Below are 24,781 nucleotides of genomic sequence, written 5' to 3' on the forward strand. Positions count from 1 at the left end.
GGAGGGAACCGGTGATCGAGTCTGCTGAGCCTGTCGAGTCTGCTGAGCCGGCGGGCGAGGAGCCGGGCAGGTCCTCGGCAACGGCGGTGGCTGTCGTGGAGGCAGCGGATGCGGTGAGTGCTGTGAGGATGGCGAGGGACGCGGCGGTGAGGTGCCTGCGTGAGGATGACGAGGATGTCATGGGAGAGTAAGCCCCTGAGAGGTTGGGAGAGTGGACGATGCGGTGGTTGTCCGCACCTCACGGGAGCTTAGGGACGCCGGGTCACGAGGCAGTGGCGTTGATGTGGCAGCCCGGTGGTGGGGGAGTGAACAGGTGGTTACGGGGCCATCGGGTTGGGGCCAGCGCCATCGGGTTGGGTCGATTTTCCGGGGAAACCGTCCCAACTGGATGGCACTGGGCACAAGGGGATGGCGCACGGCTGCGAAAAGACCCCACACACAGCAAACCGCCCGTCATCCGTGGAGAATGACGGGCGGTGAGAGTGTCACAGGGACACTGGGACCACAGGCAGCCAGGGCACCGACAACCGGCGCCGCAGAGGCGGACCTACAAGAGCCGAACTACTTGGCGGTGAGCTTGTTCAGCTCGGCAGCCAGACCGGACTTCTTGTTGGCGGCGTTGTTCTTGTGGATGACGTGCTTGGTGGCGGCCTTGTCGTAGAGACGGGAGGCGACGCGCAGCTGAGCGGCGGCACCCTCGGCGTCGCCGGCGGCGACCAGGGCGTGGAACTTGCGGGTCTCGGTGCGCAGGCGGGAACGGACAGCCTGGTTACGCTGACGGGCGAGCTCGTTGGTGAGGACGCGCTTCTTCTGCTGCTTGATGTTGGCCATGGGGAATACCTCTTCCTGAACGGTGAATCTGGCGATACTTCTGATCGTTCGCCACTTCCGTGCGGGTCAGCCGCAGACACGGTCTCTGACATCCGGCCCAAGGTCCTGCCGGATGCGGTGAATGCGCCACGCACGGTCGCGGGTCAACCTGATACACCCTACACGCGTGCAGCGCAGTGCCCTAATTCACGCCTCACACTCACGCCTCATCGAAGCCCCGGGACGTCCTGCCCGTCGGCGGTGCAGCCACCGGAGGACGCATCTTCCCACCCAGCAGCTCCTCGATCTGCACCGCAGCCTGGAGTACCGGCACCCAGCGCATGTCCTTGAGTACCCGCCCCGGCGACCCGAGCTCCCCGTCGGAGGCGAGATAGGGGATCAGCCCTGCCCGGGCCGCGCCGACGGCCCCGGCCAGCATCGCCTGCCGGGCCTCCATGTCGGTGAAGCTCCGGGAGGTGGCGCGCAGCAGCGGGCCCGGGGTCTCTGACGACTTCGCACGGGACTCCGGCGCGATCCACCAGTGGGACGTCGCCGGCGCCTCAGGCACCAGGGACTCCTTGTTCGTCCACGGCGCCCCGCCCGACCACACCTGCGGGGCGTAGCCGAGGAAGATGTAGCCGAGGATCTCGCCCAGCACAGCGAGCCGCTCGGTGTCGGTCAGCCCCTCATGCAGTCGCACCTGGTACCAGGCCTTCTCCGGGGTCAGCGGGGACTGCGGTGCCAGGCCCGGCTGTCCGCCCCTGATGCGGCAGGTGAAGGCACCCGACCGGTCGGCGGTGCGTCCTGCCCCGTAGTAGTCGACCGAGATGCCGATAGCCGCGACCCTCTCGACCGCCGTCGCCCAGGCTGCTGCAGCATCCGGAATGGAGACCGGCTCGCGCTCGCGCCACGGGTACTCCCGGTTGCCGTCGACCTCGCGGAAGAGGTCGGTATCGACCACGTAGTTCACCTCGCCACCGTCGGTGCCGGGCAGGGTGACCAGTGCGTCCTTGTCGTCGGTGCGCAGTCCGTTGGAGTAGGCCTCGATCTCGGGGATGAGCATGGAGGTCCTCGAGGTGGTGGGGGCGTCCTTCCGGTAGCGCTCGCGGTAGCGACGGTAGATCTGCAGTGTCGCCTCGACCGCGTCGGACAGGGAGTGCTCGCGCTGCCGCACCGCGAAATCGAGCAGAATCGGCACCGTCCGGTTACGGTCGAAGGCGTTGCGCAGTCCCCAGATCTCCAGCTCGAACGCCTCGAAAGGGGTGAGGGTCCTGGTGGTCTCAGTCATGAAAGTACTCTCCTTTCACTGACGAGTGTGCCACGGATCACCACACCCCCGAGCTACCCCTGCGCCACGAGCCGACCAGATGCGTGTCGACGATGCCCACGGCCTCCATCAGAGCGAACATCGTCGTCGGCCCGACGAAGGCGAAACCGCGCTTCTTCAGCGCCTTCGCCAGTGCCACGGACTCCGCCGAGGTCGTCGGGATCTCCCCGATACTCTCCGGCTCCGGCGTGCGTTCCGGCGCGAAGGACCAGATGAAGGACGCCAGGTCCCGGTCTTCTGTGTTCCCGCTGCCCCGCATGGCCACCGTGGCCCGGGCATTGTTCAGTGTCGCGAGGACCTTGCGACGGTTGCGCACGATGCCGGCGTCCGCCATGAGACGTTCCACGTCCACGTCGGTGAAGGCGGCGACCGCGTCCGGATCGAAGTCGGCGAAGGCGGCGCGGAACGCCGGACGTTTACGCAGGATCGTCGCCCAGCTCAGCCCGGACTGGAAGGCCTCCAGGCTCAGCCGCTCGAACATGCCCTGCTCGGTGCGGACCGGCATGCCCCATTCGGTGTCGTAGTAGTCGCGAAGCAGCGGGTCGGACGCGGCCCATGCCGGACGCGCCAGCCCGTCGTCACCGGTGATGAGTCCTGAGTCGCTCATGAGTCCATTCCTGTCACGCGCATGGTGATGTTCAGCCTGCCGGTGATGCCGCACTCGTCCGGCGCGGTGCCGTCGAAGACCCTGGGGACGCCGTGGAAGTTCCACCGTGCGGGGCCACCGAAGACGAAGGCATCTCCGGAACGCAGCTCGACATCGGTGTACGGCTTCGTGCGGGTCTCGGCGTTGCCGAAGCGGAAGCGGCAGGTGTCGCCGATCGACAGCGAGACGACCGGGGCGGGGGAGGACTCGTCGGCGTCGCGGTGCATGCCCATCGTCGCGCCCGGGCCGTAGTGGTTCGCCAGCAGGCTGTCGGGTGTGTACGTCGGATCGCCGGTGACCATCCGGCCGACCTTCACCGCCCAGTCCGGCATCGGCAGGATGCGGGCGTTGTTGACGTCGACGGCATTCCGGGAGAACCCGTTGCCGGCCCAGTGCCAGCCCAGGGAGAGCATCTCCACGCTCATCTGCCCGGAGCCGTAGCGGGGGCGCCGCGGCGGGACCGGACCGTTGCACCACTGCCGGTACTGGCGGACGATCCACTGCTGCTGGTCCATGGTCAGCCAGTCAGGCAGGAACCGTGCCCCGGACGGCAGGTCGACCGGTTCGCGGGGTGGTTCGGGCATGTCGAACAGTCCGTGCTGGTCGGGTTCTGACGGCACAGCAGCCACTCAGGACCAGCCGTGCTCGGTGCGCAGTGCGCCGGCGATGCGGTCGTAGCGTCGTTCCGGCATGGAGACGCCGCGACGCTGGATCCGGGCCTCGGGGATCTCCACCACGCGGTCGATGCGGACCCAGCACTTGTTGCCCTTGGGGTCCCAGAGTCCGGTGCCGATGGGGATCCAGTTGTCGTCGGTGCGGTGTTCCGGGTTCGAGCTGATGAGCATGCCGAGCAGGGTGTGCTCGTTGCGTCCGATGATGAGGCAGGCGCGCATCTCGGGGGCAGCGTCCCGGGCGCGGACGACGCCGTACCAGACGACCTCGCCGGGATCGACCTGCCCGTCCATGTCGGGGGCGTAGATCACCGGGCGGGCCAGGGTGCCGGTCGGCACGGTGACGGTGACCGAGCGGTCCTCACGCTCGACGGTCGGGCCATTGGACAGTCCGAGGTTGGCGTGCAGCTCATCGATGCCGCGGTCGAGGTGGCCGCGGTGGTGGAAGTGACGCTCGATGAAATGCCGGGCCCTGCGGACGGGATTGCTGTGGGTGCGGGCAGGCTCCGTCATGGCCACCATGGTAGCCCTACCTTGGTTCAGTTGCCGCTTCGTCGCCACGGGCCCGGAATGCTACCCGTCGTTGTCTCGTCGGGTCTGTGACCGCAGGTCCTCGAAGTCGCCCTGGGTGGCCTCGAGACCGGTGACCGGGGTGTCCTCGAGCAGCGTGCCGTCGGCGGAGACGACCGCGCCTCCGTGGTGCTGCGCCTTCTCGGATGCAGCCTCGTCGATGTGGGTGACGACCTCGTCGACCTTCTCGCGCAGACCGTGGTGGTGGGCCTCTGCCGGGATGCGCATGACAGCTCCGTCGGACTCGCGGATCTCCAGGCCGTGGGCGGCGAGGACCTTCTTCTGTTCGACCGCCCCGTGGCGTCCGGCGGCCTTCTGGGCGTCCTGGAACATGGTGGTGCGTCCGCGCAGGATGCGGCGGATGAGCCTGCGCTCGCGGAAGGGCTTGCCGACCAGTGACAGCAGGACGCCAGCGACGATGTAGCAGGCGATCAGGATCCAGCCGTGGGTGTAGCCGGGGCCGACGCCGTAGACGAGTTCCTTGAGCATCTCGGTGATGCCGTTGCCGACGACGCCGCGGGAGATCCATTCGAAGAACCGGGGCATCATCCAGATCGGCAGTGCGCCACCGGAGGCCGGCATCGACAGGAAGATGCACATGAGCATCGCGGGCACGGCGACGAAGCGTCCGACGAAGTAGGAGACGCCGTTGACGGCCGCGCCGATGGCGAAAGCCCAGACGAAGCCGAGTCCCCACAGTGCCCAGAAGTGACCGGTGATCGCACCGAGGATCGGGTCGACGAGCAGGGCGGAGAGGAAGCTCAGCAGGACCGCGGTGCAGGCGATGATGAAGAAGCGGACGCGCCGGCCCAGTGGACCACCCATGAGTCCGACGAACATGGCGGCGAGGTAGCCGGAGATGCACCAGGCGATCATGAGGTACATGGGGGTCATGCCGATGTCGTGCGCGGGCAGGGGAGCGAGGTCGTCGACAGCCGGGGTCTCGTCCTGTCCGAGGGCGGGCAGTACCGGTGTGACGATCTTCGGGATGATGTTCGCTGCCTGGGCCTGAAGGGCGGAGGCGGTGATGAGCGTGTGGGAGTCCACGTCATAGGCGGCGGCGAGCTCGCCGTCGCTGACCTGCCGGGTGGCGGTGGTGTAGTCGGGGAGGTTCTCGAACGCGATCGCGCCGGGCTCGCCCCGGTCGGCGGCGGCCTGGAGGGTCCGGGTCTCCTCGACGGTGCCGACGACGCCGATGGGGGCGTCGCGCGGGGCGGCGTGCTGGAAGGGGGCGACGTAGCAGAGGATGAACATGATGAGCATGAACACGGGCATCCACAGCTGGGAGAGCACCATCTGGACATTGGGGTGCTGTGCGCCGTACCAGCGTCGGTAGGCCGACTTCTTCGGCGGCATCGCGTAGACGAGGTGGTCGGTGTGCTGGTCGGTGTGCTGGTCGGTGTGCTGGTCGGCGGAGGACGCCTCGCTGTGTTCAGAGTGTTCAGTTGTATCCATAACGGGATTATCTTAACTGGCCGCAGGGGGATGTCCGTACAAGCGGGGATCAGATGCAGGGACGCACCGGTCGGGACAGGGGGCTGATCGTCCCCGTCATGCGCCTGACTCAGTAGCTGTCAGCGTGGTAGGTGCGCCCTGGTGTGCTACCTGCTACCCTCGGGGCTATAGCTTCGACTTGAGTGGATTACAGCTGGGTTCCCGAATGGGAGTAGGGCCTTAAGGGCCTGAGCATCCTTTGCTCCTGGGGTCGGAGCTTTCTACTTGCCGGTGGCCTGGTGCTTGATGATGTCCAGACCCTTCTCCGGATCTTTGAGGAGCTGCGACACCACGAGGTCCACAGCCTGGCCGGAGTAGCTGTACCAGGGGTTACCGTCGGTCTCGGTATGGGAGTCGTAGCCGAACCGTGGATCATTCTTGAAGTCGAAAACCTTGACGAAGTATCCCCAGTGCGCACGGTTGAACTCGGGCTTCACCTCTCCGTTGAGCATCACCTGTGCCTGCTTCTTCCTGAGCCTCCGATTGACTTCCGCTACGGCCTGGTTCATCCGGAAGGGGTACTTGGTCTTCGGATCCTTGAGATCCTTGACGATGGCGATACCGGTACCCGCCTCCTTGTCGACGAAGACCGACAGGTCTGCCTCCTTCGCCTTGTTCACCAGTCGAAGGTTGGTGTCGTAGGTGAAGGCGTACCGCATGTTGCCGTCATTGCCGGCGTTGTTGCGGGTCTCTTCCCAGAGAGTCAGTAATCGTTCTGCCACTTCAGGTTCATATTTGGTGCGGACCTGTTCCGGCTCGAATAAGGTCCGGTTGACGACCAGTGCGAGATGGTTCTCGGGAATCAAATCCGCTACGGACTCGGCGTGCAGTTCCTCGAGCTTGTCGGCGAAGTTGGAGACGCAGGCTTGGAGCAGTGGACCGTAGATCATGTCGTACTCATCGACGACAAAGTGGGTCGCAGTGTTCCGGAAGCGAATGATCTCGTCCATGTTGCGGCGGAGGGGATCCTTGTCGTTGGTGAACACTTTGCGCAGGCAGTCTTCCAGCGCGAGGGTACGTCCCGAATCGCCGGGGTAGTAGATGGCGCGGTTCCCGCCCATCTTGACGAGATGCGCCTTGAGCATGAGTTCCCAGGCGTTGCAGAGGAAGATGACGCAGGCTTCCGCATGGTTTCCCAGGGTCGGACGGTTGTAGAGCTCGACAGCGAGGACGAAAGACTCCCTACTCTTGGAGAGGAGTCGATCTGCAGTCGACGGTGCGGGTTCCTGTGCTGTAGTCACAGGAAAATAATAGCGGGGACGGAGGAAGCAACTGCCGGAGACTCGCACGGATGTGCTGGGCCCGCCCTGTTGGTGGAGCGAAGGAGGTCAGCTCGCCAGCAACCCCATCCGGACAGTAGGAGGGACGCCACTTGGTAGGCTCGACCCGATATCCACCTGCCCGGCACCCCGGGTCAGGGCAGCGCATCACCAGGAGGACCCCATGGCGCCGAAGCAGCAGAACTACGCCCTCGACACGTTCACGGAGCCGAGCCGTATCCGTAACTTCTGCATCATCGCCCACATCGACCACGGCAAGTCCACCCTGGCGGACCGGATTCTGCAGCTGTCCGGCGTCATCGACGACCGTGACATGCGCGACCAGTACCTGGACAACATGGACATCGAGCGCGAACGCGGCATCACCATCAAGGCGCAGAACGTGCGCCTGCCGTGGATCCCGCGCTCCGGGGCGAACAAGGGCGAGGAGCTGGTGATGCACCTCATCGACACCCCCGGCCACGTGGACTTCACCTACGAGGTCTCGCGCGCCCTGGAGGCGTGTGAGGGTGCGATCCTTCTGGTGGACGCCGCGCAGGGCATCGAGGCGCAGACCCTGGCGAACCTCTACCTGGCGATGGAGAAAGACCTGGAGATCATCCCGGTCCTCAACAAGATCGACCTGCCGGCGGCGGATCCGGAGAAGTACTCCCTGGAGATCGCGAACATCATCGGCTGTGAGCCGGAGGAGGTTCTGCGCATCTCGGCGAAGACCGGTGAGGGCATCCCGGAGATGCTGGACAAGGTCTGTGAGCTGGTGCCGTCTCCGACCGGGGATGGGGACGCGCCGGCCCGTGCGCTGATCTTCGACTCGGTCTACGACATCTTCCGGGGCGTGGTGACCTACATCCGTATGGTCGACGGCACCCTGGAGCCGCGCCAGAAGATCACGATGATGTCCTCGGGCTCGACGCATGAGGCCCTGGAGATCGGAGTGGTCTCCCCGCAGCCGACGAAGACCAAGGGCCTCGGCGTGGGGGAGGTGGGCTACATCATCACGGGTGTGAAGGATGTGCGCCTGTCGAAGGTGGGCGACACGGTGACGTGGGCGAACAAGGGGGCCGAGGAACCGCTGAAGGGCTACTCGGAGCCGACGCCGATGGTCTACTCGGGCCTGTTCCCGGTCTCGGCCGACCAGTACCCGGACCTGCGTGAGGCGATCGAGAAGCTGCAGTTGAATGACGCCTCGCTGACCTTCGAACCGGAGACGTCCACTGCGCTGGGCTTCGGTTTCCGGTGTGGCTTCCTGGGGCTGCTGCACATGGAGATCACGCGTACCCGCCTGGAGCGGGAGTTCGACCTGGACCTGATCTCTACCGCGCCGAGCGTGGTCTACAAGGTGGTCGCGGAGAACGGCGAGGAGCTGTTCGTGCAGAACCCGTCGGACTGGCCGGAGGGGAAGATCAAGGAGGTCTACGAGCCGATGGTGGACATGACCATCATCGTGCCGGAGGAGTTCCTGGGTGGGGTGATGACGCTGTGCCAGGAGAAGCGTGGCCAGATGAAGAACATGGACTTCTTGTCGACGGACCGTGTGGAGCTGCGCTACTACATGCCGATGGGTGAGATCATCTTCGACTTCTTCGACATGCTGAAGTCGAAGACGAAGGGCTATGCGTCGCTGAACTACGAGGAGAACGGCGAGCAGCTGGCCGATCTGGTGAAGGTGGATATCCTGCTGCAGGGGGAGCCGGTGGACGCCTTCGCGGCGATCGTGCACCGGGAGAACGCCCTGCACTACGGCAACAAGATGACGAAGAAGCTCAAGGAGCTGATCCCCCGTCAGCAGTTCGAGGTGCCGGTGCAGGCTGCCATCGGCTCGAAGATCATCTCGCGTACCAATATCCGCGCTCTTCGTAAGGATGTTCTCAGCAAGTGCTATGGTGGCGACATCTCCCGCAAGAAGAAACTGCTGGAGAAGCAGAAGGAAGGCAAGAAGCGCATGAAGTCCATCGGGTCGGTCTCCGTGCCGCAGGAGGCTTTTGTTGCCGCTTTGAGTACGGATGAGGGTTGATTCTGGCCTTGTTTTCTGGTGGCAGCGGCAGTGTGCAGAGATGCTCGACGATCCTCTGCTCGTCGCCGTCGAGATTAACTCCGTAGGCTGATTCCACTGCCGCGTCGATAGACCGGTGGGCGGAGGGCAGGTCGGGGAAGAGCAAATCGTTGTCAGGGTCGTACATCTCCGCGATCGTAGAGTCCGAGTACTGAGCACGAGCATCAAGAACAGCTTGGTCGGCGGCCTCGACAGTGGACCGCTTGGATTCGCCGTCCGGTTGAGACAGATCTGACCAGATGAAGTTGTTGTAGACCACGCCGCCCGAATACCGGTAATCGCTCTTCAGTGGCTCTTCCGGTTTCGGAGTGCGTTGATTACCCCGCGGAGTCTCCCGAGTAGATCAGTGACCGCAAGATGTAGTTGGCCTTGTTCGAAGAACCCCAACGCGATACCCCGCAGGTGCTCCAGCTTACCGTTGAAGTTCTCCACCGGCCCGTTGGACGCACCGGTGTCGAAGTAGGCGAGGATGTCAGCTCGTCGTCGCCACAGCGTCTGGCCCAGCACCCGCAGTTCCCGCAGATCGTCGGGGATCTTCACATGCAGCGCCTCGATCACCTTGAACACCCGCAGCTTCCCGTCCCCGGGGACGGTCCTGTTTATACGCGACGATGATCTCCTGGTAGAAGTGCCACGTCACCTGCACCGGCAGGTGCACATCATTGGTGAGCATGTCATCGAGCTTCACCGCGTTGTTCGGCGTGACCAGCGACTTCCTGGCCAACAGTATCCGTCTGATGCCGTACAACGGGGCCCCGGACCGTCCGCTATGCCCCATCGTCTCGTTCTGGACCCGTTGCCTGCATGCGGTGAGCTTGTCGACGGCCAGGTGGACGACGTGAAATGGGTCCATGACCTGCCTGGCCTGGGCCAGATGCTGGGCCACGGCTTTCGCGTAGCCTGTGAACCCGTCCATGGTCACGACCCGGATCCTGTGGCGGAACGTCGCCCCCGCGGGCATCTAGCCAGTCGCCGAAGACGTCGGCGGCCTGTGGGATCGAGGCCCGGAAGATGGTGACCTCGCAGTCGTCATTGACGCAGATCAACCGGGGTACACGGACGTGCAGCAGGCTGGGGTGCCCGGCGATGGGCAGGTCCGTGAGCCTGCGTTCGATATGGTCGCGAACCCGGCAGGCGTGCCCGCAGTATGGGCAGCTTAGGTCGACGGTCACCGGATGACAGTAGAGGTGGGTGATGTTGCCGGCGTCGGCGGCGCTGTCGATCGACAGGCCCAACTCGACGGTGCGGCAGACCGTGTCGGCGACGAGGTTCAGGGCAGGAGTGGGAAGTGACGGTAGGGTCAGACATGGATCCTGGAGCGGCTGGATGGATCCTTAAGACACCTCCATCCTGTCACTGCAGGGTCCTTCTACGGTCCCGGCCCAGCCCCTACATGTTGTGGTGGCCCGCTCCAAGGGCTTCACTACCGCTACACACTCCGTATTCGGAAGAGCCGGATAACGCTCTGCGAGAGGCCGGTAATGTGATCATGGCGATCGGGGAGGGGACGTTCGTCGGGTCAAATCTCGGGACGCTTTGCTCGCTGACTGCGGCTGGTTCCGCTCCCACCGATGGGGCGGTGCTGTAGAAGACAACTGGCGTGGGCCGGGCTGATCTCGTCATCACCAGGTTGAAGTACCGCTCCGTCGCCGGAGGACAGGAGGCCCGGGCCTCACTCCGCCCCGTCGGAGACGACGAGAACCGGGGTCAATGGGATGATGCGGCGCCAGTACTCGGGAAGCTGATCGTAATGGTCGATGACCAGGGAGACGATGGCTTCCCCGGTCAGTAGCCGGATACCGGTGCGCTGTCTCTCGATGGCCTGGGCGTCCTTGCTGTACCCACCCAGAGTGAAGAACAGACACAGTTCCCCTGGTCCCTGTGTGCCGACAAGCTGGTTGACCTCGGGGGAGCCGACGGTGGAGAAGCGCTGTTTGCACTGTGCCTTGATCAGTGGCGGTTCGATTCCCAACGGGTCCTTGTGCGCGATGACGTCAATGCCGCCGTCCTGGGAGTACTGCATCACCCGGGCCTCGTATCCGATGGCCCGGAGCAGGACGGCACACAGCTCCTCGAACTGCTGCGGCATTATGCGACTGGAGAGTACGTCCAGTACGAAATCCCGGGTGTGCCGTTCGATCTGGGATGCCCGGAGCTGCTCCGGATCCGGATCGTCGATGCTCGCGTCGACGGAGGGCTCCCGAGGCAGGGTGTCGACCGCATCGGCGATAGCGTCTGCGTCATTGGTTTTCAGGCGCATGGCGGTCATCACTTCAGAGACATGTCGGTTGACCTTGAACAGGGTCAGTGCGGATCCCAGCTCGTAGAGGGCGGACTGGGAGAAGACAGCCCTGGGGAGTCCCGTCTTCACCCACTGCACACGGCGTCGGTGCCGGTGTGTGGGAGCGTCCGCGTCGAAGTAGTAGTCGCTTTCGACGATGCCGATGTTGATGGTGCTGTCGGGCTTGTACGGGGCGACCACGATGTCGCCGACCCGGATCTCGTGGGCGAAGCGGAAGAGAACGCCCGCCCGGCCGGCGATGCTCTGCACCTTGGCGTTCGGCTCCAGCGCGGTGAGGGCTTTCTTCAGCCCCTCGCGTCCGCGCCGGATCTGGGTGAGATCTCCCAGCCCGTCCCATCCGATGCTGACGAATCCCCGGTCAACGAGTTCGTCGGTCAGGGTGTCGTTGTGGATACCCCAGATCTGTTCCGCCATGTGATCGCCGTTCGTGGTCGCCGGATGGGTTCCAGGGCGATGGTACCGAGTACCTGAGAACAGTTACCCCGTGGTACCCACGGGGAAACAAACCGGAAACCACCGCTCCGTAGCTTCATGGGCACGGGTCACAGACGACCCCCGCACCCGGCCCATCCGAACTCACCCGAAAGGAGTTGGTGACCTTGTCTCTCCACCGCATCATGCACCAGCTTCCGAACACCACGGGTCGCGGCGGTACCGGCATCGTCGGACGCACCGGCTCCGACGGTCCGACCGGCCTGTAGGTGACGGACTGACCCACACCTCCCGGTGAAGACTCCCCGGGAACCGTGAACCAACAGGTCCTCCGCACCGCTCACGAGTCACCCCACGCACTCTGCGTCACACACCGCATGCCACACCGGCATCACGGTGCCTCAACGGAACCCGCACGGGTTCCGCCTCGTGAAAGGAGGAGGTTGAGATGACTCAATCCCCGGCCACCGCCCTGACCCTTCCCCGCGACAGTTCCACAGGAACACTCTCTGAACCATCCGCCCCGGCCGACCCCGCCGCCACCGCGACGACCGGTACCCATCCGCTACGCAAAGCGATCACCTCAAGCTTCCTCGGCAACTTCGTCGAGTGGTTCGACTACGCCCTCTACGGCTACCTCTCGGCCACCATCGCCACCGTCTTCTTCCCCGAAGACGAAGGACGTACCGCCCTGGTGAAGACCTTCGGCCTCTTCGCCCTGAGCTTCCTGATCCGCCCAGTCGGTGCCGTCGTCTGGGGCCACATCGGTGACCGCTACGGCCGTAAGACCGCACTGTCCTGGTCGATCCTGCTGATGTCCGGCGCCACCACCTGCATCGCCCTGCTGCCCGGCCACGCCACCATCGGGGTGGCCGCCCCGTTCCTGCTGCTCACCTTCCGGCTGATCCAGGGATTCTCCGCAGCCGGTGAGTACGCCGGCGCGTCCACGCTGCTCACCGAACTCGCGCCAATCCGGAAACGCGGACTCGTCGCCGCAGTCGTTCCGGCGTCCACCGCCTCCGGCCTGCTGCTCGGCTCGCTGATGGCCGCGCTGCTCACCGGCATTCTCGATGATGCGACCATGGAGTCCTGGGGCTGGCGCATTCCCTTCCTCATCGCCGCCCCGCTCGGACTCGTCGGCCTGGTGATCCGCCGCCACCTCGACGAATCCTCCGCCTTCACCGAGGCTGTCGAAAAAGCAGCCACGGCAAACGCGGAGGCCGGCCCCGGAGCGAAGCACCGACCGCTGCTGGAGGTCTTCCGCGAGCCCCGCGCCCTGCTCATCGCCTTCAGCGCCGCAGTGCTCAACGCCATCGGCTTCTACGTCATCCTCAGCTACATGCCGACCTACCTCTCCGAGGAACTCGGACAGGATGACACTGACGCCTTCATCGCGGCCTCCGTCGCCCTGTTCGCCTACATCTTCTCCGTCCTGCTCACCGGCTGGATGTCCGACCGGATGGGCCGCCGGAAGATCATGCTCACCGCGTCCTTCGCCTTCATCGTCGCCGCTGTCCCCGCATTCCTGCTGCTCGACGGCGCCGGACTGGTCCTCGTCATCCTCATCCAGATCGCGATGGGCATGGTGCTCGCCCTCAATGACGGCGTCCTGCCGGCCTTCCTCTCCGAACAGTTCAGCACCGGAGTGCGCCTCACCGGCTTCGCCGTGACCTTCAACACCGCCAACGCTGTCTTCGGCGGCACCGCCCCGATGCTCGCCACCCTGCTCATCGGCTGGACCGGAATGACGGTTGCTCCCGCGTTCTACCTCATGGCCGCCGCCCTCGTCACTTTCCTCGCCGTTCTCAAGGCCGCGGAAACCCACCGCGCCCCGCTCTCCTGACATTCCCGAATTCCCGTACCGAAAGGAACACCACCATGACCGCAGTACTCCCCACCCCGTCCGTCACCGTCGACGACTTCCGCGATGAGCGGACCCGACTCTGCTACAACGGTGAGAAGGTTGCGCTGACCTTCAGCGACGCCGAGATGGAACGACGCCTCACCGGCCTCCGTGCACACATGGCCGCCGCCGGCCTCGATGCCGTCGTCCTCACCAGCCCCCAGTCCATCAAGTACTGGTCCGACTTCCTCTACACCCACTTCGGCCGTTTCTACGGCATGGTCGTCACCGCCGACTCCACCTGCACCGTCTCCGCAGGCATCGACGCCGGGATGCCGTGGCGTCGGGGCTACGGTGACAACCTCGTCTTCACCGACTGGAACAAGGAGAACTACCAGTACGCCCTGCGCAAGGCCGTCACTGACCGGGTCGACGCCCGCCGGGTCGGTATCGAGCTCGACGGCATGTCCGTGCAGCTGTACCGCCGCATCAGTGCTGAATTCGGGGCGGACGCCGGAACCGTCGAATTCGTCGACGTCTCGGATGCCGTGATGCGCCTGCGGATGATCAAGTCCGCCGAGGAGATCGCCGTCATCACCGACGGCGCCCAGGTCGCGGACATCGGCGGCGAGGCCATCCGCAAGGCCCTGGAGGACGGCCCGAAGCGTGAGTTCGAGCTCGCCCAGATCGGCACGGACGCCATGGTCACCGAGATCGCGGAACGCTACCCGGACTCCGAGATCCGAGACACCTGGGTGTGGTTCCAGTCCGGCATCAACACCGACGGTGCCCACAACTGGCCGACCACCCGTATGGTGCAGCCCGGCGACATCCTGTCGCTGAACTGCTTCCCGATGATCTCCGGGTACTACACCGCCCTGGAACGCACCATGTACTACGGCACGCCGGACGCCGACACCCTGCGCTACTGGGAGGTCAACACCGAGGTCTACCGACGTGGCCTGGAGCTTATCCAGCCGGGCGCGGTGTGCTCAGAGATCGCCGCCGAGCTCAACGGTATCTACGCCGATGCCGGGATGCTGGGCTACCGCACCTTCGGCTACGGCCACTCTTTCGGCGTGCTGTCCCACTACTACGGACGCGAGGCCGGACTGGAGATCCGGGAGGACATCGACACCGTCCTGGAACCGGGCATGGTGGTCTCCATCGAGCCGATGCTCACCGTCCCGGAGGGCATGCCCGGTGCCGGTGGCTACCGTGAGCATGACATCCTCGTCGTCGGTGAGGAGGGCGCCACCAACATCACAGGTTTCCCGGTCGGCCCGGAGGCGAATGTCATCGGGGGATAGCGGTATCCGGCCGGGCCGACTCGGCCCAGCCCGCCCCGGTCTCACAACCGCGTCGTGTCCTGCCCGTCGCGTCCGACCTCGTGGATGCGATGGCGGCACAGCTGGAGGCGTAGCCATTCCTCGACCGGGGGGAACCGGCGCCCTCGCCGCCATATGAGGTCCACGTTCACCTCCCAGTCCGTGAACGGGTAGGCGCCCAGCTGCAGTTCCACCAGCTCCCCGGTGCTGATCTCCTCGAGGATCAGCTGGCGGGGCACCGTCGCCCATCCCACGCCGGATTTCACCAGCTCGATGAGCGCCTGGTAACTGTCGGAGTGCCAGGTCTGCGTGGACTGCAGGTATTCGCTGGTCGGCAGGGCCCGCGAGTACGAGGCGTAGGCGAGATGCCGGACGTCACGGATGTCGTCGAAGCTCGGGTTCCGGAGAGTCGCCAGCGGATGGTCACGGTGCACCACATGAGTCATGAACAGCCGGCCGAGCTGACGGAACGCCAGATCCTCCGGGTAGTCCGGCAGGGCGAAGGCGATTCCGAGCAGTGCCTCGTCATTCAGGACGCTCGAACGCACATCACCGTTCGCCGGATTGCGGATGGTCAGGTCGACGAAAGGGAACCTGTCGGCGAACCGGGTGAGCACAGGGGAGAGCTGCCGGTGGGGGATCCCCACCGCCAGGGTGATGTTCGTCGGCTGGCCCTGTGACAGGGAATCTCCGTGCCGCTCGAAGGCGAGACCTCGGTCATAGAGGGCCTTCGCTTCCTGGAGCAGCGTCTCGCCCTCCGCGGTGAGCACGGGGAAGCGGGAGGACCGGTCGAAGAGATCCGTGTCCAGCGCGATTTCGAGGTTCGCGATGGACGTGCTCACTGTGGACTGGCTGCGTCCCATCGCCCGGGCGGCCCCGGAGAAGGAACCGTGCCGGGCGGCGAGGACGAAGGCCTCGACCTGTTCCAGAGTGAGTCGCACAGCAGCACTGTACGTCCTCTGGCCGCACTCCGCAGCGCGAAACAGGGGAGGGGAGCTGCACGGCGATGTATCGGAATGAACGATGGACACTCACTGTGCGTATCGTCCGGATCGCCATACTCTCAGCGTCCATGTCCTCCACAACTCCACCGTCCACCCGCCCCGACAGGCTGAACCCGCCGGAGGTCGAAGAGGTCCTCCCGTGGCGGTCCATGCTCAGTCTCGGGCTCCAGCATGTCCTCGTCATCTACGCCGGCCTCGTCGCCGTCCCGCTCATCCTCGGCTCCGCCCTCGGCCTCGACAACTCCGAGGTCGTCATCCTGATCAACTGCAACCTCATCATCGGCGGTCTCGCCACCGTCCTGCAGACCATCGGCATCTGGCGGTTCGGATCCCGGCTCCCGCTGATCCAGGGGGCGTCCTTCATCGCCCTGGCACCGATGCTGCTCATCGGCGAGGACTACGGGATCCGCTACATCTTCGGGTCCGTCATCGCCGCCGGTGTACTCGGCATGATTCTCGCACCGTTCTTCTCCCGCCTGCTGCGGTTCTTCCCGCGGGTCGTCATCGGCTGCCTCATCACCATCGTCGGCATTTCCCTTATGCCGACCGCCGCCGGTTGGTTCGGTGGCGGTGAGGATGCAGACGACTTCGGTGCCACGAAGTACCTCATCCTCGGCACGGTGACTGTCCTGGTCACGGTTATCGGCTATGTCGTGTTCACCGGCCTGCTGGCCAGTCTCTCGGTGCTCATCGGCATGGTCGTCGGCACCATGGTCGCTCTCGCCATGGGACTGACCGACTTCTCCGGTGTCGCGGACGCGGACTGGATCGGCATCTCCGCCCCGCTGCACTTCGGCAGTCCGCAGTTCAGCCTGTCGCCGATTCTCGTGATGACGCTCGCCCTCATCGTCATCATGGCCGAGACGACCGGCAACAGCCTCGCCATCGGCCGGATGATCAAGGCCCCGATCACCCGGCGTCGGCTCTCCGACACCTTCCGTGGTGAGGGATTCGCCGCGGTCGTCAGCGGGTTTTTCAACGGATTCCCGCTCAACGCCTTCAGCCAGAACACCGGCCTGATCGCCATGACGAAGGTCCGCAGTCGTTTCGTGGTCACTGTCGCCGGCGTCATCATGGTGCTCATGGGGTTGGTACCGAAACTCGGGGCGGTCATCGCCGCGATCCCGCCGTCCGTGCTGGGCGGTAGTGCGATCATCATGTTCGGCATGACCACCGCCGCCGGTATCCAGGAACTCGCCCGGGTGAAGTACGAGGGGACGAACAACGCGCTGATCGTGGCGGTGTCCCTGAGCGTGGGGGTGCTGCCGATGGCGTCCCCGGAACTCTTCGGACACTTTTCCGGCACTGCCCGTCTGGTGCTGGACAGCGGCATCTTCCTCTGCGCGATCTGCGCGGTGGTCCTCAATCTCATCCTCAACCGAAAGAGCACGGACAATGACTGACAACACCACCGACAACACCGGGATCACCGAGACTGACCTGGAATTCCTGCGCCGGGCCATCGCACTGTCCGCGGACTCGAAGCAGCGGGGCCGCCACCCGTTCGCCGCCCTCGTGGTGGACGCCGACGGCGTCGTCCTCTCGGCGAAGGGCAACAACTCGATGCCCCCGGAGGGCGATCCCACCCAGCATGCCGAGCTCACAGCGGCCGCTGAGGCTGCGACGAAGCGGACGCTGGAGGAACTCGCCGGAGCGACGCTCTACACCAGTGCCGAGCCGTGCGTGATGTGCACCGGTGCGGTGTACTGGACCGGCATCGGCCGGATCGTCTACGCACTGTCGGAGAAGAAGCTGGCGACTCTGACCGGTGATGACCCCGAGAACCCGACCTTCGATCTGCCCTGCCGCGAGGTCGCGGCGCGGGGGCAGCGCGTCATCGAGATCCACGGTCCGGCGTTGGAGGACGAGGCCGCGGCGCCGCACCTCGGATTCTGGCAACCGACGGAGGGGTAGACGCCTGGTCAGCCGCGGGGGGCGAAGAGCAGTGGACGTCGTGAGTGCGCGAGTTACTGCACTCCTGGCATGGCTGGCCGGACATCACTGAGCCGGATGACTCCCGGGATGCGGGTCCCGTCAGGGAGCCCCGCGACATGGTTGTCGGGGACGGCCGACCACCTCGCGATGGAATTGTCGGTGAAGGCCAGGGTCGGCATAGGCCCACAGGTTGACGCAGATCTCGGGGGTTGACTCGGACATGGGGCCCTTTCGGTGAGGGGATGTTACCGGTGCCACGCCAGCCTCGGCGGTGGACAGTTCCGGAGGTGGGCATGCCCGCAGAATTATCCGGCCCTCACCCATTGTCATCGGTGCGTCATCGGTGCGTCATCGGGACGGAAGGGAACTCGCGTTCTGGCGGGGACCGGAACACCCGGAAGCCGCAGATGCCTACATCGAAGGCGCAGCGCCGCGTGTCCGTGATGTCGCTCCCGCACCCCACCTCGTGAATTCGGGAAGGCTGCCGGCGTCCCCGTCAAAGGTCCTGAGCAACGACACGAACTCGTCGACTGCGGGGGTGCGCGGCCGGGAGGCGTCCTGCAGGATGCCGACCCGCCGGGTCACCGGGCCCGCCCCCGCCAGGGGTGCCAGTGGTCGGATGGTGACCCCCGCCACCCGGGTCATGGGGATCACGAACCCGGGCACAGCCGAGATTCCGAGCCCTGCCGCGCACAGGCCGGCGACCGCGGAGATCGTCCCGGCGGAGACCGTCTGCGCAGGCACGATGCCTGCGGCGCTGAGCACCCGGTCCGTGATCCGCCGCACGGAACTTGTTCCGGTGAAGGAGATGAAGGACTGCCCCGCGAGATCGGTCCACGCCACCGTCTCCTGCCGGGCAAGCTCATGCTCGGAGGGGAGAATGCAGGCGAAGCCTTCGCTCGCGACGGGCGCGAACCGGAAGCTGTCCGGGAGAGTGTGGAACAGTTCGGCGTCCTCGGCGGTCACTGCGAGATCCACCGTGCCAGCCCGGCAGAGGTCGATGATGTCCGCGGCCTTGAGGTCCAGGAGGTCAACGGTGGCGTGGGGGAACGCGTGGTGGAACCGGTGGATGAACGGTGGCAGCAGTGTGGCTGCGAGGGACGGCAAGGTTGCGATTCTCAGTTTTCCGTTGGGGCCGCTGAGATAGCTGACGAAATGGCTGATGGACCGGTCGTAGGTCTCCACGATGTGACGTGCGGTGTGGACGAACTCTGCCCCGAGCTCTGTCAGGGTGACACTCCGGGTGGTCCTGTCGAAGAGTCGCGCGCCAGCGGACTTCTCCACCATCGCGACGACTCTGCTCAAGGAGGACTGGGACTGCCCGAGAACATCGGCTGCTGCAGTGAATCCTCCCTGGTCAGCGATACAGATGACGGTTCGCATGTGTTCCACGGTGATGTCTTTCATGCGCATGGAGCATTAATCTATGCGATATTGTTGTTGGACACAACTAAGTGGCCTGGCTCATACTCGACGATGTCCACGCGGTACGTCACGGGCGCCACATCACGGTGCATCGCGGCTGCCGCAGTATCCATGAGAGGAGAGCCACCGCGATGCTTGCGTTGTTCGGCTTTCTCACAGTAGGGGTGTTCCTCGCACTCACGCTGTTCACGCGGACGTCGGTCCTCGTCGGCCTGGTCCTTGTCCCCATCGTCTTCGCTGTCATCGCCGGCAAGGGCGGAGACCTCGGCGACAATATCGGTGACGGTCTGCTTCAGGTCGCCCCTGTCGCCGTGATGATGACCTTCGCCGTTCTCTACTTCAGCCTGATGATGGAGTCCGGCCTGTTTGATCCGTTGATCAGAGTCATTATCCGCTGGGCGAAGGGCGATCCGGTGAAGATCGCGATGGGTACAGCCGTCGTGACGATGTGTGTCCACCTCGACGGTGACGGGGCCGCGACATTCCTCATCACCCTGTCCGCTTTCCTCCCGATCTACCAGAGGATCGGCATGCGTCCGATCACCCTGACCGCCATCGTCGCCCTCGGCGCGGGTCTGATGAACATGCTCCCGTGGGGCGGTCCCACCCTGCGCGCGATGGCGGCCCTCAATCTGCCCTCCTCAGAAGTTTTCACCCCGATGATCATCCCCATGATCGCGGGCGGGGTGTGGGTGCTCGTCGCAAGCTACATCCTGGGGCGGATGGAACGGCGACGGCTCGGGACACTCAGCGTGGACGGCATCCTGTCATCGGACGCTGTGGAGGCGGCGGGGAACGGGGCGGTGGCCGAGGGCGACCACACCGACCACACCGACACATCCCACGCCTCCCGCGACGAGCACGTCCCCCTCTGGCGCATGGTGTTCAACCTGGTGCTCACGGTCGCGCTGATCGTCGTGCTACTGACCCACAGCGTCCCGATGGAAGTCTGCTTCATCGTTGCCTTCGTCATCGCCCTGTGTGTGAACCTCCCACAGTGGTCGGATCAGCAGCAGCTGTTCAAGGACCACGGAGCGAACGTTGTCCTTGTCACCTCCATGGTGTTCGCCGCGGGCGTGTTCACCGGCATTCTGGGCAAGACCGGAATGATCCAGGAGATGGCCAAGACTCTCGCGGACGTCATCCCGGACAGCATGGGCAGTTTCCTCCCTGTCATCGTTTCGGTGGTGTCGATGCCGCTGAGCCTCGTCTTCACGCCGGACGCCTTCTACTTCGGTGTCCTCCCTGTCTTCTCCGAGACCGCCTCTGCCATGGGTGTGGATCCTGCCATGGTGGCCCGTGGCGCGATCGCAGGGCAGATGACCACCGGCTTCCCACTGAGCCCGCTGACCGCCTCCACCTTCATCCTCATCGGCATGGCGAAGGTCGAACTGGGCAAGCACCAGAAGTTCACCTTCCTCTGGGCCTGGGGAACCACCATTGTCATGACTGTCGCCGCGCTGGTCACAGGCGCGCTCACCGTCTAAGGAGTAATCATGAGAACAATCCGTATCGGTTCCGGCGCGGGTTTCGCAGGTGACCGCCTCGACCCCGCCGTAAAACTGGCGAAGGACGCCCGCCTCGACTACCTCGTCTTCGAGTGCCTTGGCGAACGTACTGTCGCCGCCGGCCAGCTCCGGCGACTGAAGGACGCCACCACCGGCTACGACCCGCTCCTGGAGACACGGATGCGGGCCGTCCTGCCGTACACCGCGGCACAGGGCACGACGGTCGTTACCAACTCCGGCGCCGCGAACCCGGAGGCCGCAGGCCGCCTCATCGCCCGGATCGCCGCCGAGGTCGTCCCCGACCGGGAGGTGACGGTCGCCGTGCTCACCGGAGACGGCGTCCTCACCCAGGTCACCGGTACCGACCCGCAGATCTGGGAGACCGGACGCCCGCTGTCGGCGGACAACGACGGACTCGTGTCCGCCCACGCCTACCTGGGGGTGGAGCAGGCGCTCCCCGCCTTCGCCGAGGGCGCGGACGTCATCGTCACCGGACGCCTCGCCGATCCCTCTCTCTTCCTCACCCCGATGGTGCACGAATTCGGGTGGGCCCTGGACGACTGGGACCGGCTGGGCGCGGGAACCCTCATCGGGCATCTGCTGGAGTGCGCCGGTCAGGTCACCGGGGGGTACTTCGCCGATCCCGTGACCAAGCCGGTGGACGGGATGGCGGACCTCGGGTACCCCTTCGCCGACATCGGTGAGGACGGCACCGCGGTCCTCGGCAAGCTCGCGGACACCGGCGGAACGCTCACCCGGCAGACCGTGCGTGAACAGCTGCTGTACGAGGTTGCTGACCCGTCGGCCTACCTCACCCCGGACGTGGTCGCGGACTTCTCCGGTATCCGGTTGGAGACCGTGGGGCCGGACGCTGTCCGCGTGTCCGGCGCCACCGGACATCCCCGGACCGGCACCCTGAAGGTCACCCTCGGATTCCGCGGCGGTTGGCTGGGGGAGGGACAGATCACCTATGCCGGTCCACGTGCCCGGCAGCGCGCAGAATTGGCGTGGTCGATCGTCTCTGACCGCCTGGCTCGCGTCCACGGTGTGGATCCGTCCGCGCTCAGCGTGGAGTTCATCGGTGCTGGTGCCGCATTCCGGGACATGACGCCCATGCCTGCCGACCCACCGGAGGTCCGTCTCCGGGTGGCCGGCCGGGTGCCGACCGAGACCCAGGCCGAGGCCATCGGCTGGGAGATGGAGGCCCTCTACTGCGCTGGTCCGGCTGCCGGCGGTGGCGCGCGCAAGGGACGCAGTGAAATGCTGGCGATCCGTTCGACCCTGCTGCCCCGGGACCTCGTCACGCCGACCGTGACGACCATCAGTTCCATGACCTTGAACAACGACACGGACGGAGCACTGTAATGACAATCCTGGATGACTACGCGGACGCGCGGACCGGGGACAAGGGGGACACCCTCATCGTGGCTGTCCTCCCACGCTCGTCGGCTGACTTCGAGTACCTGCGCGGGGAGCTGACGACAGTCTCCATTTCCGAGCACTTCCGGTGCGCGACGGAAACCGTGACCCTGCGCGAGGTCCCCGCCGCCGAGGCTTTCGTGGTGGAACTGCGCGGTCTGCTCGGCGGGGGAGTGACCGGTTCCCCCGTCCTCGACGGGCACGGGAAGACCCTCAGCTACCACATGCTCACCCTGCCGCTGGACGGCACGGTGAGTGACGACGAGAACGGAGAACTGTCTTGAGTACCACAGGAAAAGTCATCCCGAGCGCAGCGGCCGCGGTAGCGGACGTGACCGACGGTGCCCGGCTGGCCGTCGGAGGCTTCGGCCTCAACGGCATCCCGGACCGGCTCATCGCCGCACTGGTCGATTCCGGTGTCCGGGATCTGGAGGTCTACTCCAACAACTGCGGCGTGGACGACTGGGGTCTGGGCCTGTTGCTCGCCGGACACCAGATCCGTCGGGTCGTCGCGTCCTACGTCGGTGAGAACAGGGAATTCGCGCGGCAGTACCTCGCCGGTGAACTTGAGGTCGAACTGACCCCGCAGGGCACGCTCGCTGAGAAGCTCCGGGCGGCCGGTGTGGGCGTCCCCGCGTTCTACACCCCGGCCGGCGTCGGCACACCGATCGCCGAAGGTGGACTTCCGTGGCGCTACCGTGCGGACGGTTCCGTCGAGGTGGCGTCTCCGCCCAAGGAGACCCGCGAGTTCGGTGGACGTCACTACGTCCTGGAGGAGGCACTGCCCGCCGACGTGGCACTGGTCCACGCGGAAGTCGGAGACACAGAGGGAAACCTGGTTTTCAACAAGTCGGCGATGAACTTCAATCCGCTGTGTGCGATGGCAGGGACAGTCACGATCGCCGAGGTCGAACGACTGGTGGGATCCGGTGAGATCGATCCGGCGCAGGTACACCTGCCGGGGATCTTCGTGCAGAGGATCGTGGAGACCGGACCACAGGCCAAGCGGATCGAGAAGCGCACTGTCCGGGAACACAGGGACGGTATGAACCACAGGGAAGACAGGGAGGCACAGTGATGAGCTGGACGAAAGACCAGATGGCGGCCCGGGCGGCCCTGGAGCTGCGGGACGGACAGTACGTGAACCTGGGGATCGGGCTGCCGACCCTGATCCCCGGGCACCTGCCGGACGGCGTGCACGTCGTCCTCCACAGTGAGAACGGCATTCTCGGCACCGGCCCGTACCCCACCGAGGATCAGCTGGACCCCGACCTCATCAATGCCGGCAAGGAGACGGTGACGGTGAACCCCGGTGCGTCCTTTTTCGATTCCTCCCTCAGCTTCGGGATGATCCGTGGGTCTCACCTGGATGTCGCCGTCCTCGGCGGCATGGAGGTCTCCGAGACCGGTGACCTCGCGAACTGGATGGTGCCCGGCAAGATGGTCAAGGGCATGGGCGGTGCCATGGATCTGGTGCACGGAGCAGACCGTGTCATCGTGCTGATGAACCACGTGGCCCGTGACGGCTCGCCGAAGATCCTGTCCCGGTGCTCGTTGCCGCTGACCGGTGTCGGAGTGGTCGACCGGATCATCACCGACCTGGCCTGCTTCGACGTGACCGGTGAAGGGCTGGTGCTCACCGAGCTCGCTCCTGGAGTGGAGCTCAGTGATGTCCGGGCGAAGACCGGGACAGCGTTCGCGGTCGCGGACGGAGTCCGGTCATGAAGCCCACCCCCACCCCCGAGGACATCGTCATCGTCGGTGCCGCGCGCACCGCCCAGGGCAGGATGCTCGGGGTCCTGGCCTCGAAGACGGCGGTGGACCTCGGTGCGATCGCCATCAGTACCGCGCTTGAGCGCGCCGGTGTCGCCGCTGAGACTGTCGGTCATGTGGTCATGGGCCAGGTTGTGCAGGCCGGCGCCGGTCAGAACCCGGCCAAGCAGGCGGCGGTGGCTGCCGGTGTGCCGGTCTCCACCCCGGCTGAGACGGTGAACAAGGTCTGTCTGTCGGGTCTGGATGCGGTGATCTCCGCGTCGCGTCTGCTGCGTCTGGGGGATGCGGAGGTGGTGGTCGCCGGTGGTCAGGAGTCGATGACCAATGCGCCGCATCTGGCTGCCGGTGTGCGGGCGGGGGCGAAGTTCGGTTCCCTGGTGCTGCAGGATTCTCTGGAGCGTGACGGGTTGACTGATGCGGTGCACGGTACGGCGATGGGGGTGGAGACTGAGGAGGGTAACAGTACCCGGGGTATCACCCGGGCCGAGCAGGACCGGGTTGCCGCGCTGTCGCATCAGCGGGCCGAGGCTGCGATTGCTGAGGGGACTTTCGCCGAGGAGATCGCCCCGGTGGAGGTGAGGACCCGTAAGGGCACGGTCATCGTCGACACTGACGAGGGGGTGCGTCCGGGGACGACGGAGGAGTCGTTGGCGGGTCTGCGTCCGGCGTTTGCGGCTGAGGGGACGATCACTGCGGCGTCGGCGTCGCAGATCTCCGACGGTGCTGCGGCGGTGGTGCTGACCACCCGGGCCTATGCCGAGGTCAACGGTCTTGAGGTGCTTGCTGCGTTGGGTGCTTACGGTCAGACTGCGGGTCCGGACACGTTCCTGCATTCCCAGCCGGCGCAGGCGGTGGCCGCGGCGTTGGGCAAGGCGGGGTGGGAGGTGTCTGATCTGGATTTCCTGGAGATCAATGAGGCTTTCGGTGCGGTGGTGGTGCAGTCGCTGCGGGATCTGGATTA

Annotated in this window: 22 protein-coding genes and 2 pseudogenes; 11 read left to right on the forward strand and 13 right to left on the reverse strand. The window is 65.4% G+C overall.

Annotated features, from left to right (window positions below):
* The 8 genes from Q0A27_RS03765 to Q0A27_RS03800 form a co-directional block, all read right to left on the reverse strand.
* Positions 1-181 (reverse strand): hypothetical protein (locus Q0A27_RS03765; RefSeq protein WP_291473739.1); only part of this gene is annotated, 181 nt, incomplete at its 3' end.
* A 380-nt stretch (positions 182-561) separates the two neighbouring features.
* The gene (gene rpsT, locus Q0A27_RS03770) at positions 562-831 is read right to left on the reverse strand and encodes a 30S ribosomal protein S20 (RefSeq protein WP_141329934.1); all 270 of its coding nucleotides are present in this window, start codon (positions 829-831) and stop codon (positions 562-564) included.
* A gap of 199 nt (positions 832-1,030) precedes the next feature.
* Positions 1,031-2,098: a hypothetical protein gene (locus Q0A27_RS03775; RefSeq protein ID WP_291473740.1), complete on the reverse strand. Its 1,068-nt coding sequence runs from the start codon at positions 2,096-2,098 to the stop codon at positions 1,031-1,033.
* A gap of 37 nt (positions 2,099-2,135) precedes the next feature.
* On the reverse strand, positions 2,136-2,744 hold the full coding sequence (locus tag Q0A27_RS03780; protein ID WP_041629886.1) for a DNA-3-methyladenine glycosylase I: 609 nt from the start codon (positions 2,742-2,744) through the stop codon (positions 2,136-2,138).
* Positions 2,741-3,367 (reverse strand): alpha-ketoglutarate-dependent dioxygenase AlkB, encoded by a 627-nt coding sequence (locus Q0A27_RS03785; protein ID WP_291473741.1) that lies wholly within the window; start codon positions 3,365-3,367, stop codon positions 2,741-2,743. The genes Q0A27_RS03780 and Q0A27_RS03785 overlap by 4 nt, the downstream gene beginning before the upstream one ends.
* 45 nt (positions 3,368-3,412) lie before the next feature.
* Positions 3,413-3,967, reverse strand: a complete 555-nt coding sequence (locus Q0A27_RS03790; protein WP_234946342.1) for a type II toxin-antitoxin system PemK/MazF family toxin — start codon at positions 3,965-3,967, stop codon at positions 3,413-3,415.
* A 60-nt stretch (positions 3,968-4,027) separates the two neighbouring features.
* Positions 4,028-5,479: an ABC transporter permease gene (locus Q0A27_RS03795; RefSeq protein WP_291473742.1), complete on the reverse strand. Its 1,452-nt coding sequence runs from the start codon at positions 5,477-5,479 to the stop codon at positions 4,028-4,030.
* Positions 5,480-5,739: 260 nt separating this feature from the next.
* Entirely contained in the window at positions 5,740-6,759 is a 1,020-nt protein-coding gene (locus Q0A27_RS03800) for a DUF3644 domain-containing protein (RefSeq protein ID WP_291473743.1), read from the reverse strand.
* 202 nt (positions 6,760-6,961) lie between these two features.
* On the opposite strand from Q0A27_RS03800, the gene lepA reads away from it, so the two are divergent.
* Positions 6,962-8,812: a translation elongation factor 4 gene (lepA, locus tag Q0A27_RS03805; RefSeq protein ID WP_291473744.1), complete on the forward strand. Its 1,851-nt coding sequence runs from the start codon at positions 6,962-6,964 to the stop codon at positions 8,810-8,812.
* Between the two features lie 46 nt (positions 8,813-8,858).
* Here lepA and Q0A27_RS15005 read toward each other — a convergent pair.
* From Q0A27_RS15005 to Q0A27_RS03815, 3 genes and pseudogenes are all read right to left on the reverse strand, one after another.
* A pseudogene (locus Q0A27_RS15005) lies at positions 8,859-9,110 on the reverse strand (type IIL restriction-modification enzyme MmeI); the annotation flags it as partial.
* A gap of 26 nt (positions 9,111-9,136) precedes the next feature.
* Positions 9,137-10,159: pseudogene (locus tag Q0A27_RS03810) on the reverse strand (transposase).
* 364 nt (positions 10,160-10,523) lie between these two features.
* Positions 10,524-11,567 carry a restriction endonuclease gene (locus tag Q0A27_RS03815; RefSeq protein ID WP_291473745.1) on the reverse strand — a complete coding sequence of 348 codons (1,044 nt, stop codon included), beginning with the start codon at positions 11,565-11,567 and terminating at the stop codon, positions 10,524-10,526.
* Positions 11,568-12,033: 466 nt separating this feature from the next.
* On the opposite strand from Q0A27_RS03815, the gene Q0A27_RS03820 reads away from it, so the two are divergent.
* Both Q0A27_RS03820 and Q0A27_RS03825 read left to right on the forward strand, forming a co-directional pair.
* A complete protein-coding gene (locus Q0A27_RS03820; protein WP_291473746.1) occupies positions 12,034-13,428 on the forward strand; it encodes an MFS transporter in 1,395 nt (464 codons plus the stop codon).
* Between the two features lie 35 nt (positions 13,429-13,463).
* Positions 13,464-14,738 carry an aminopeptidase P family protein gene (locus Q0A27_RS03825; protein ID WP_291473747.1) on the forward strand — a complete coding sequence of 425 codons (1,275 nt, stop codon included), beginning with the start codon at positions 13,464-13,466 and terminating at the stop codon, positions 14,736-14,738.
* Between the two features lie 41 nt (positions 14,739-14,779).
* On the opposite strand, the gene Q0A27_RS03830 is transcribed toward Q0A27_RS03825, so the two are convergent.
* A complete protein-coding gene (locus tag Q0A27_RS03830) occupies positions 14,780-15,697 on the reverse strand; it encodes a LysR family transcriptional regulator (protein ID WP_291473748.1) in 918 nt (305 codons plus the stop codon).
* A gap of 131 nt (positions 15,698-15,828) precedes the next feature.
* Between Q0A27_RS03830 and Q0A27_RS03835 the strand changes: the two genes are divergently transcribed.
* Together Q0A27_RS03835 and Q0A27_RS03840 are read left to right on the forward strand one after the other, a co-directional pair.
* Positions 15,829-17,163 carry a nucleobase:cation symporter-2 family protein gene (locus tag Q0A27_RS03835; protein WP_291473749.1) on the forward strand — a complete coding sequence of 445 codons (1,335 nt, stop codon included), beginning with the start codon at positions 15,829-15,831 and terminating at the stop codon, positions 17,161-17,163.
* Positions 17,156-17,674, forward strand: coding sequence for a nucleoside deaminase (locus Q0A27_RS03840; protein ID WP_291473750.1), 519 nt, complete (start codon positions 17,156-17,158; stop codon positions 17,672-17,674). The genes Q0A27_RS03835 and Q0A27_RS03840 overlap by 8 nt, the downstream gene beginning before the upstream one ends.
* Positions 17,675-18,106: 432 nt before the next feature.
* On the opposite strand, the gene Q0A27_RS03845 is transcribed toward Q0A27_RS03840, so the two are convergent.
* Positions 18,107-19,078: a LysR family transcriptional regulator gene (locus Q0A27_RS03845; RefSeq protein ID WP_291473751.1), complete on the reverse strand. Its 972-nt coding sequence runs from the start codon at positions 19,076-19,078 to the stop codon at positions 18,107-18,109.
* A gap of 71 nt (positions 19,079-19,149) precedes the next feature.
* Here Q0A27_RS03845 and Q0A27_RS03850 point away from each other — a divergent pair, with 71 nt between their 5' ends.
* The 6 genes from Q0A27_RS03850 to Q0A27_RS03875 all read left to right on the forward strand — a co-directional run.
* Positions 19,150-20,607 (forward strand): CitMHS family transporter, encoded by a 1,458-nt coding sequence (locus Q0A27_RS03850; protein WP_291473752.1) that lies wholly within the window; start codon positions 19,150-19,152, stop codon positions 20,605-20,607.
* A gap of 9 nt (positions 20,608-20,616) precedes the next feature.
* On the forward strand, positions 20,617-21,993 hold the full coding sequence (locus tag Q0A27_RS03855; protein WP_291473753.1) for an acyclic terpene utilization AtuA family protein: 1,377 nt from the start codon (positions 20,617-20,619) through the stop codon (positions 21,991-21,993).
* A complete protein-coding gene (locus tag Q0A27_RS03860) occupies positions 21,993-22,331 on the forward strand; it encodes a hypothetical protein (RefSeq protein ID WP_291473754.1) in 339 nt (112 codons plus the stop codon). The genes Q0A27_RS03855 and Q0A27_RS03860 overlap by 1 nt, the downstream gene beginning before the upstream one ends.
* Positions 22,328-23,125 (forward strand): CoA transferase subunit A, encoded by a 798-nt coding sequence (locus Q0A27_RS03865; RefSeq protein WP_291473755.1) that lies wholly within the window; start codon positions 22,328-22,330, stop codon positions 23,123-23,125. The genes Q0A27_RS03860 and Q0A27_RS03865 overlap by 4 nt, the downstream gene beginning before the upstream one ends.
* Entirely contained in the window at positions 23,125-23,772 is a 648-nt protein-coding gene (locus Q0A27_RS03870) for a CoA transferase subunit B (protein ID WP_291473756.1), read from the forward strand. Before Q0A27_RS03865 ends, Q0A27_RS03870 begins: the two co-directional genes overlap by 1 nt.
* Positions 23,769-24,781, forward strand: a 1,013-nt coding sequence (locus Q0A27_RS03875) for an acetyl-CoA C-acyltransferase (protein WP_291473757.1), incomplete at its 3' end; no start/stop codon positions are given. The genes Q0A27_RS03870 and Q0A27_RS03875, both read left to right, overlap by 4 nt.

Source organism: Corynebacterium sp. (assembly GCF_022712275.1).
Taxonomy (GTDB): Bacteria; Actinomycetota; Actinomycetes; order Mycobacteriales; family Mycobacteriaceae; genus Corynebacterium.

What these genes read in the sequence shown, in the direction of transcription:
- Q0A27_RS03820 (WP_291473746.1), top strand. Translation starts at nt 12,034, where the DNA reads ATGACTCAATCCCCGGCCACCGCCCTGACCCTTCCCCGCGACAGTTCC.
- Q0A27_RS03840 (WP_291473750.1), top strand. Translation starts at nt 17,156, where the DNA reads ATGACTGACAACACCACCGACAACACCGGGATCACCGAGACTGACCTG.
- Q0A27_RS03790 (WP_234946342.1), bottom strand. Translation starts at nt 3,967, where the DNA reads ATGACGGAGCCTGCCCGCACCCACAGCAATCCCGTCCGCAGGGCCCGG.
- rpsT (WP_141329934.1), bottom strand. Translation starts at nt 831, where the DNA reads ATGGCCAACATCAAGCAGCAGAAGAAGCGCGTCCTCACCAACGAGCTC.
- Q0A27_RS03835 (WP_291473749.1), top strand. Translation starts at nt 15,829, where the DNA reads ATGTCCTCCACAACTCCACCGTCCACCCGCCCCGACAGGCTGAACCCG.
- Q0A27_RS03795 (WP_291473742.1), bottom strand. Translation starts at nt 5,479, where the DNA reads ATGGATACAACTGAACACTCTGAACACAGCGAGGCGTCCTCCGCCGAC.
- Q0A27_RS03855 (WP_291473753.1), top strand. Translation starts at nt 20,617, where the DNA reads ATGAGAACAATCCGTATCGGTTCCGGCGCGGGTTTCGCAGGTGACCGC.
- Q0A27_RS03785 (WP_291473741.1), bottom strand. Translation starts at nt 3,367, where the DNA reads ATGCCCGAACCACCCCGCGAACCGGTCGACCTGCCGTCCGGGGCACGG.
- Q0A27_RS03825 (WP_291473747.1), top strand. Translation starts at nt 13,464, where the DNA reads ATGACCGCAGTACTCCCCACCCCGTCCGTCACCGTCGACGACTTCCGC.
- Q0A27_RS03845 (WP_291473751.1), bottom strand. Translation starts at nt 19,078, where the DNA reads ATGCGAACCGTCATCTGTATCGCTGACCAGGGAGGATTCACTGCAGCA.
- Q0A27_RS03860 (WP_291473754.1), top strand. Translation starts at nt 21,993, where the DNA reads ATGACAATCCTGGATGACTACGCGGACGCGCGGACCGGGGACAAGGGG.
- Q0A27_RS03780 (WP_041629886.1), bottom strand. Translation starts at nt 2,744, where the DNA reads ATGAGCGACTCAGGACTCATCACCGGTGACGACGGGCTGGCGCGTCCG.
- lepA (WP_291473744.1), top strand. Translation starts at nt 6,962, where the DNA reads ATGGCGCCGAAGCAGCAGAACTACGCCCTCGACACGTTCACGGAGCCG.
- Q0A27_RS03870 (WP_291473756.1), top strand. Translation starts at nt 23,125, where the DNA reads ATGAGCTGGACGAAAGACCAGATGGCGGCCCGGGCGGCCCTGGAGCTG.
- Q0A27_RS03775 (WP_291473740.1), bottom strand. Translation starts at nt 2,098, where the DNA reads ATGACTGAGACCACCAGGACCCTCACCCCTTTCGAGGCGTTCGAGCTG.
- Q0A27_RS03815 (WP_291473745.1), bottom strand. Translation starts at nt 11,567, where the DNA reads ATGGCGGAACAGATCTGGGGTATCCACAACGACACCCTGACCGACGAA.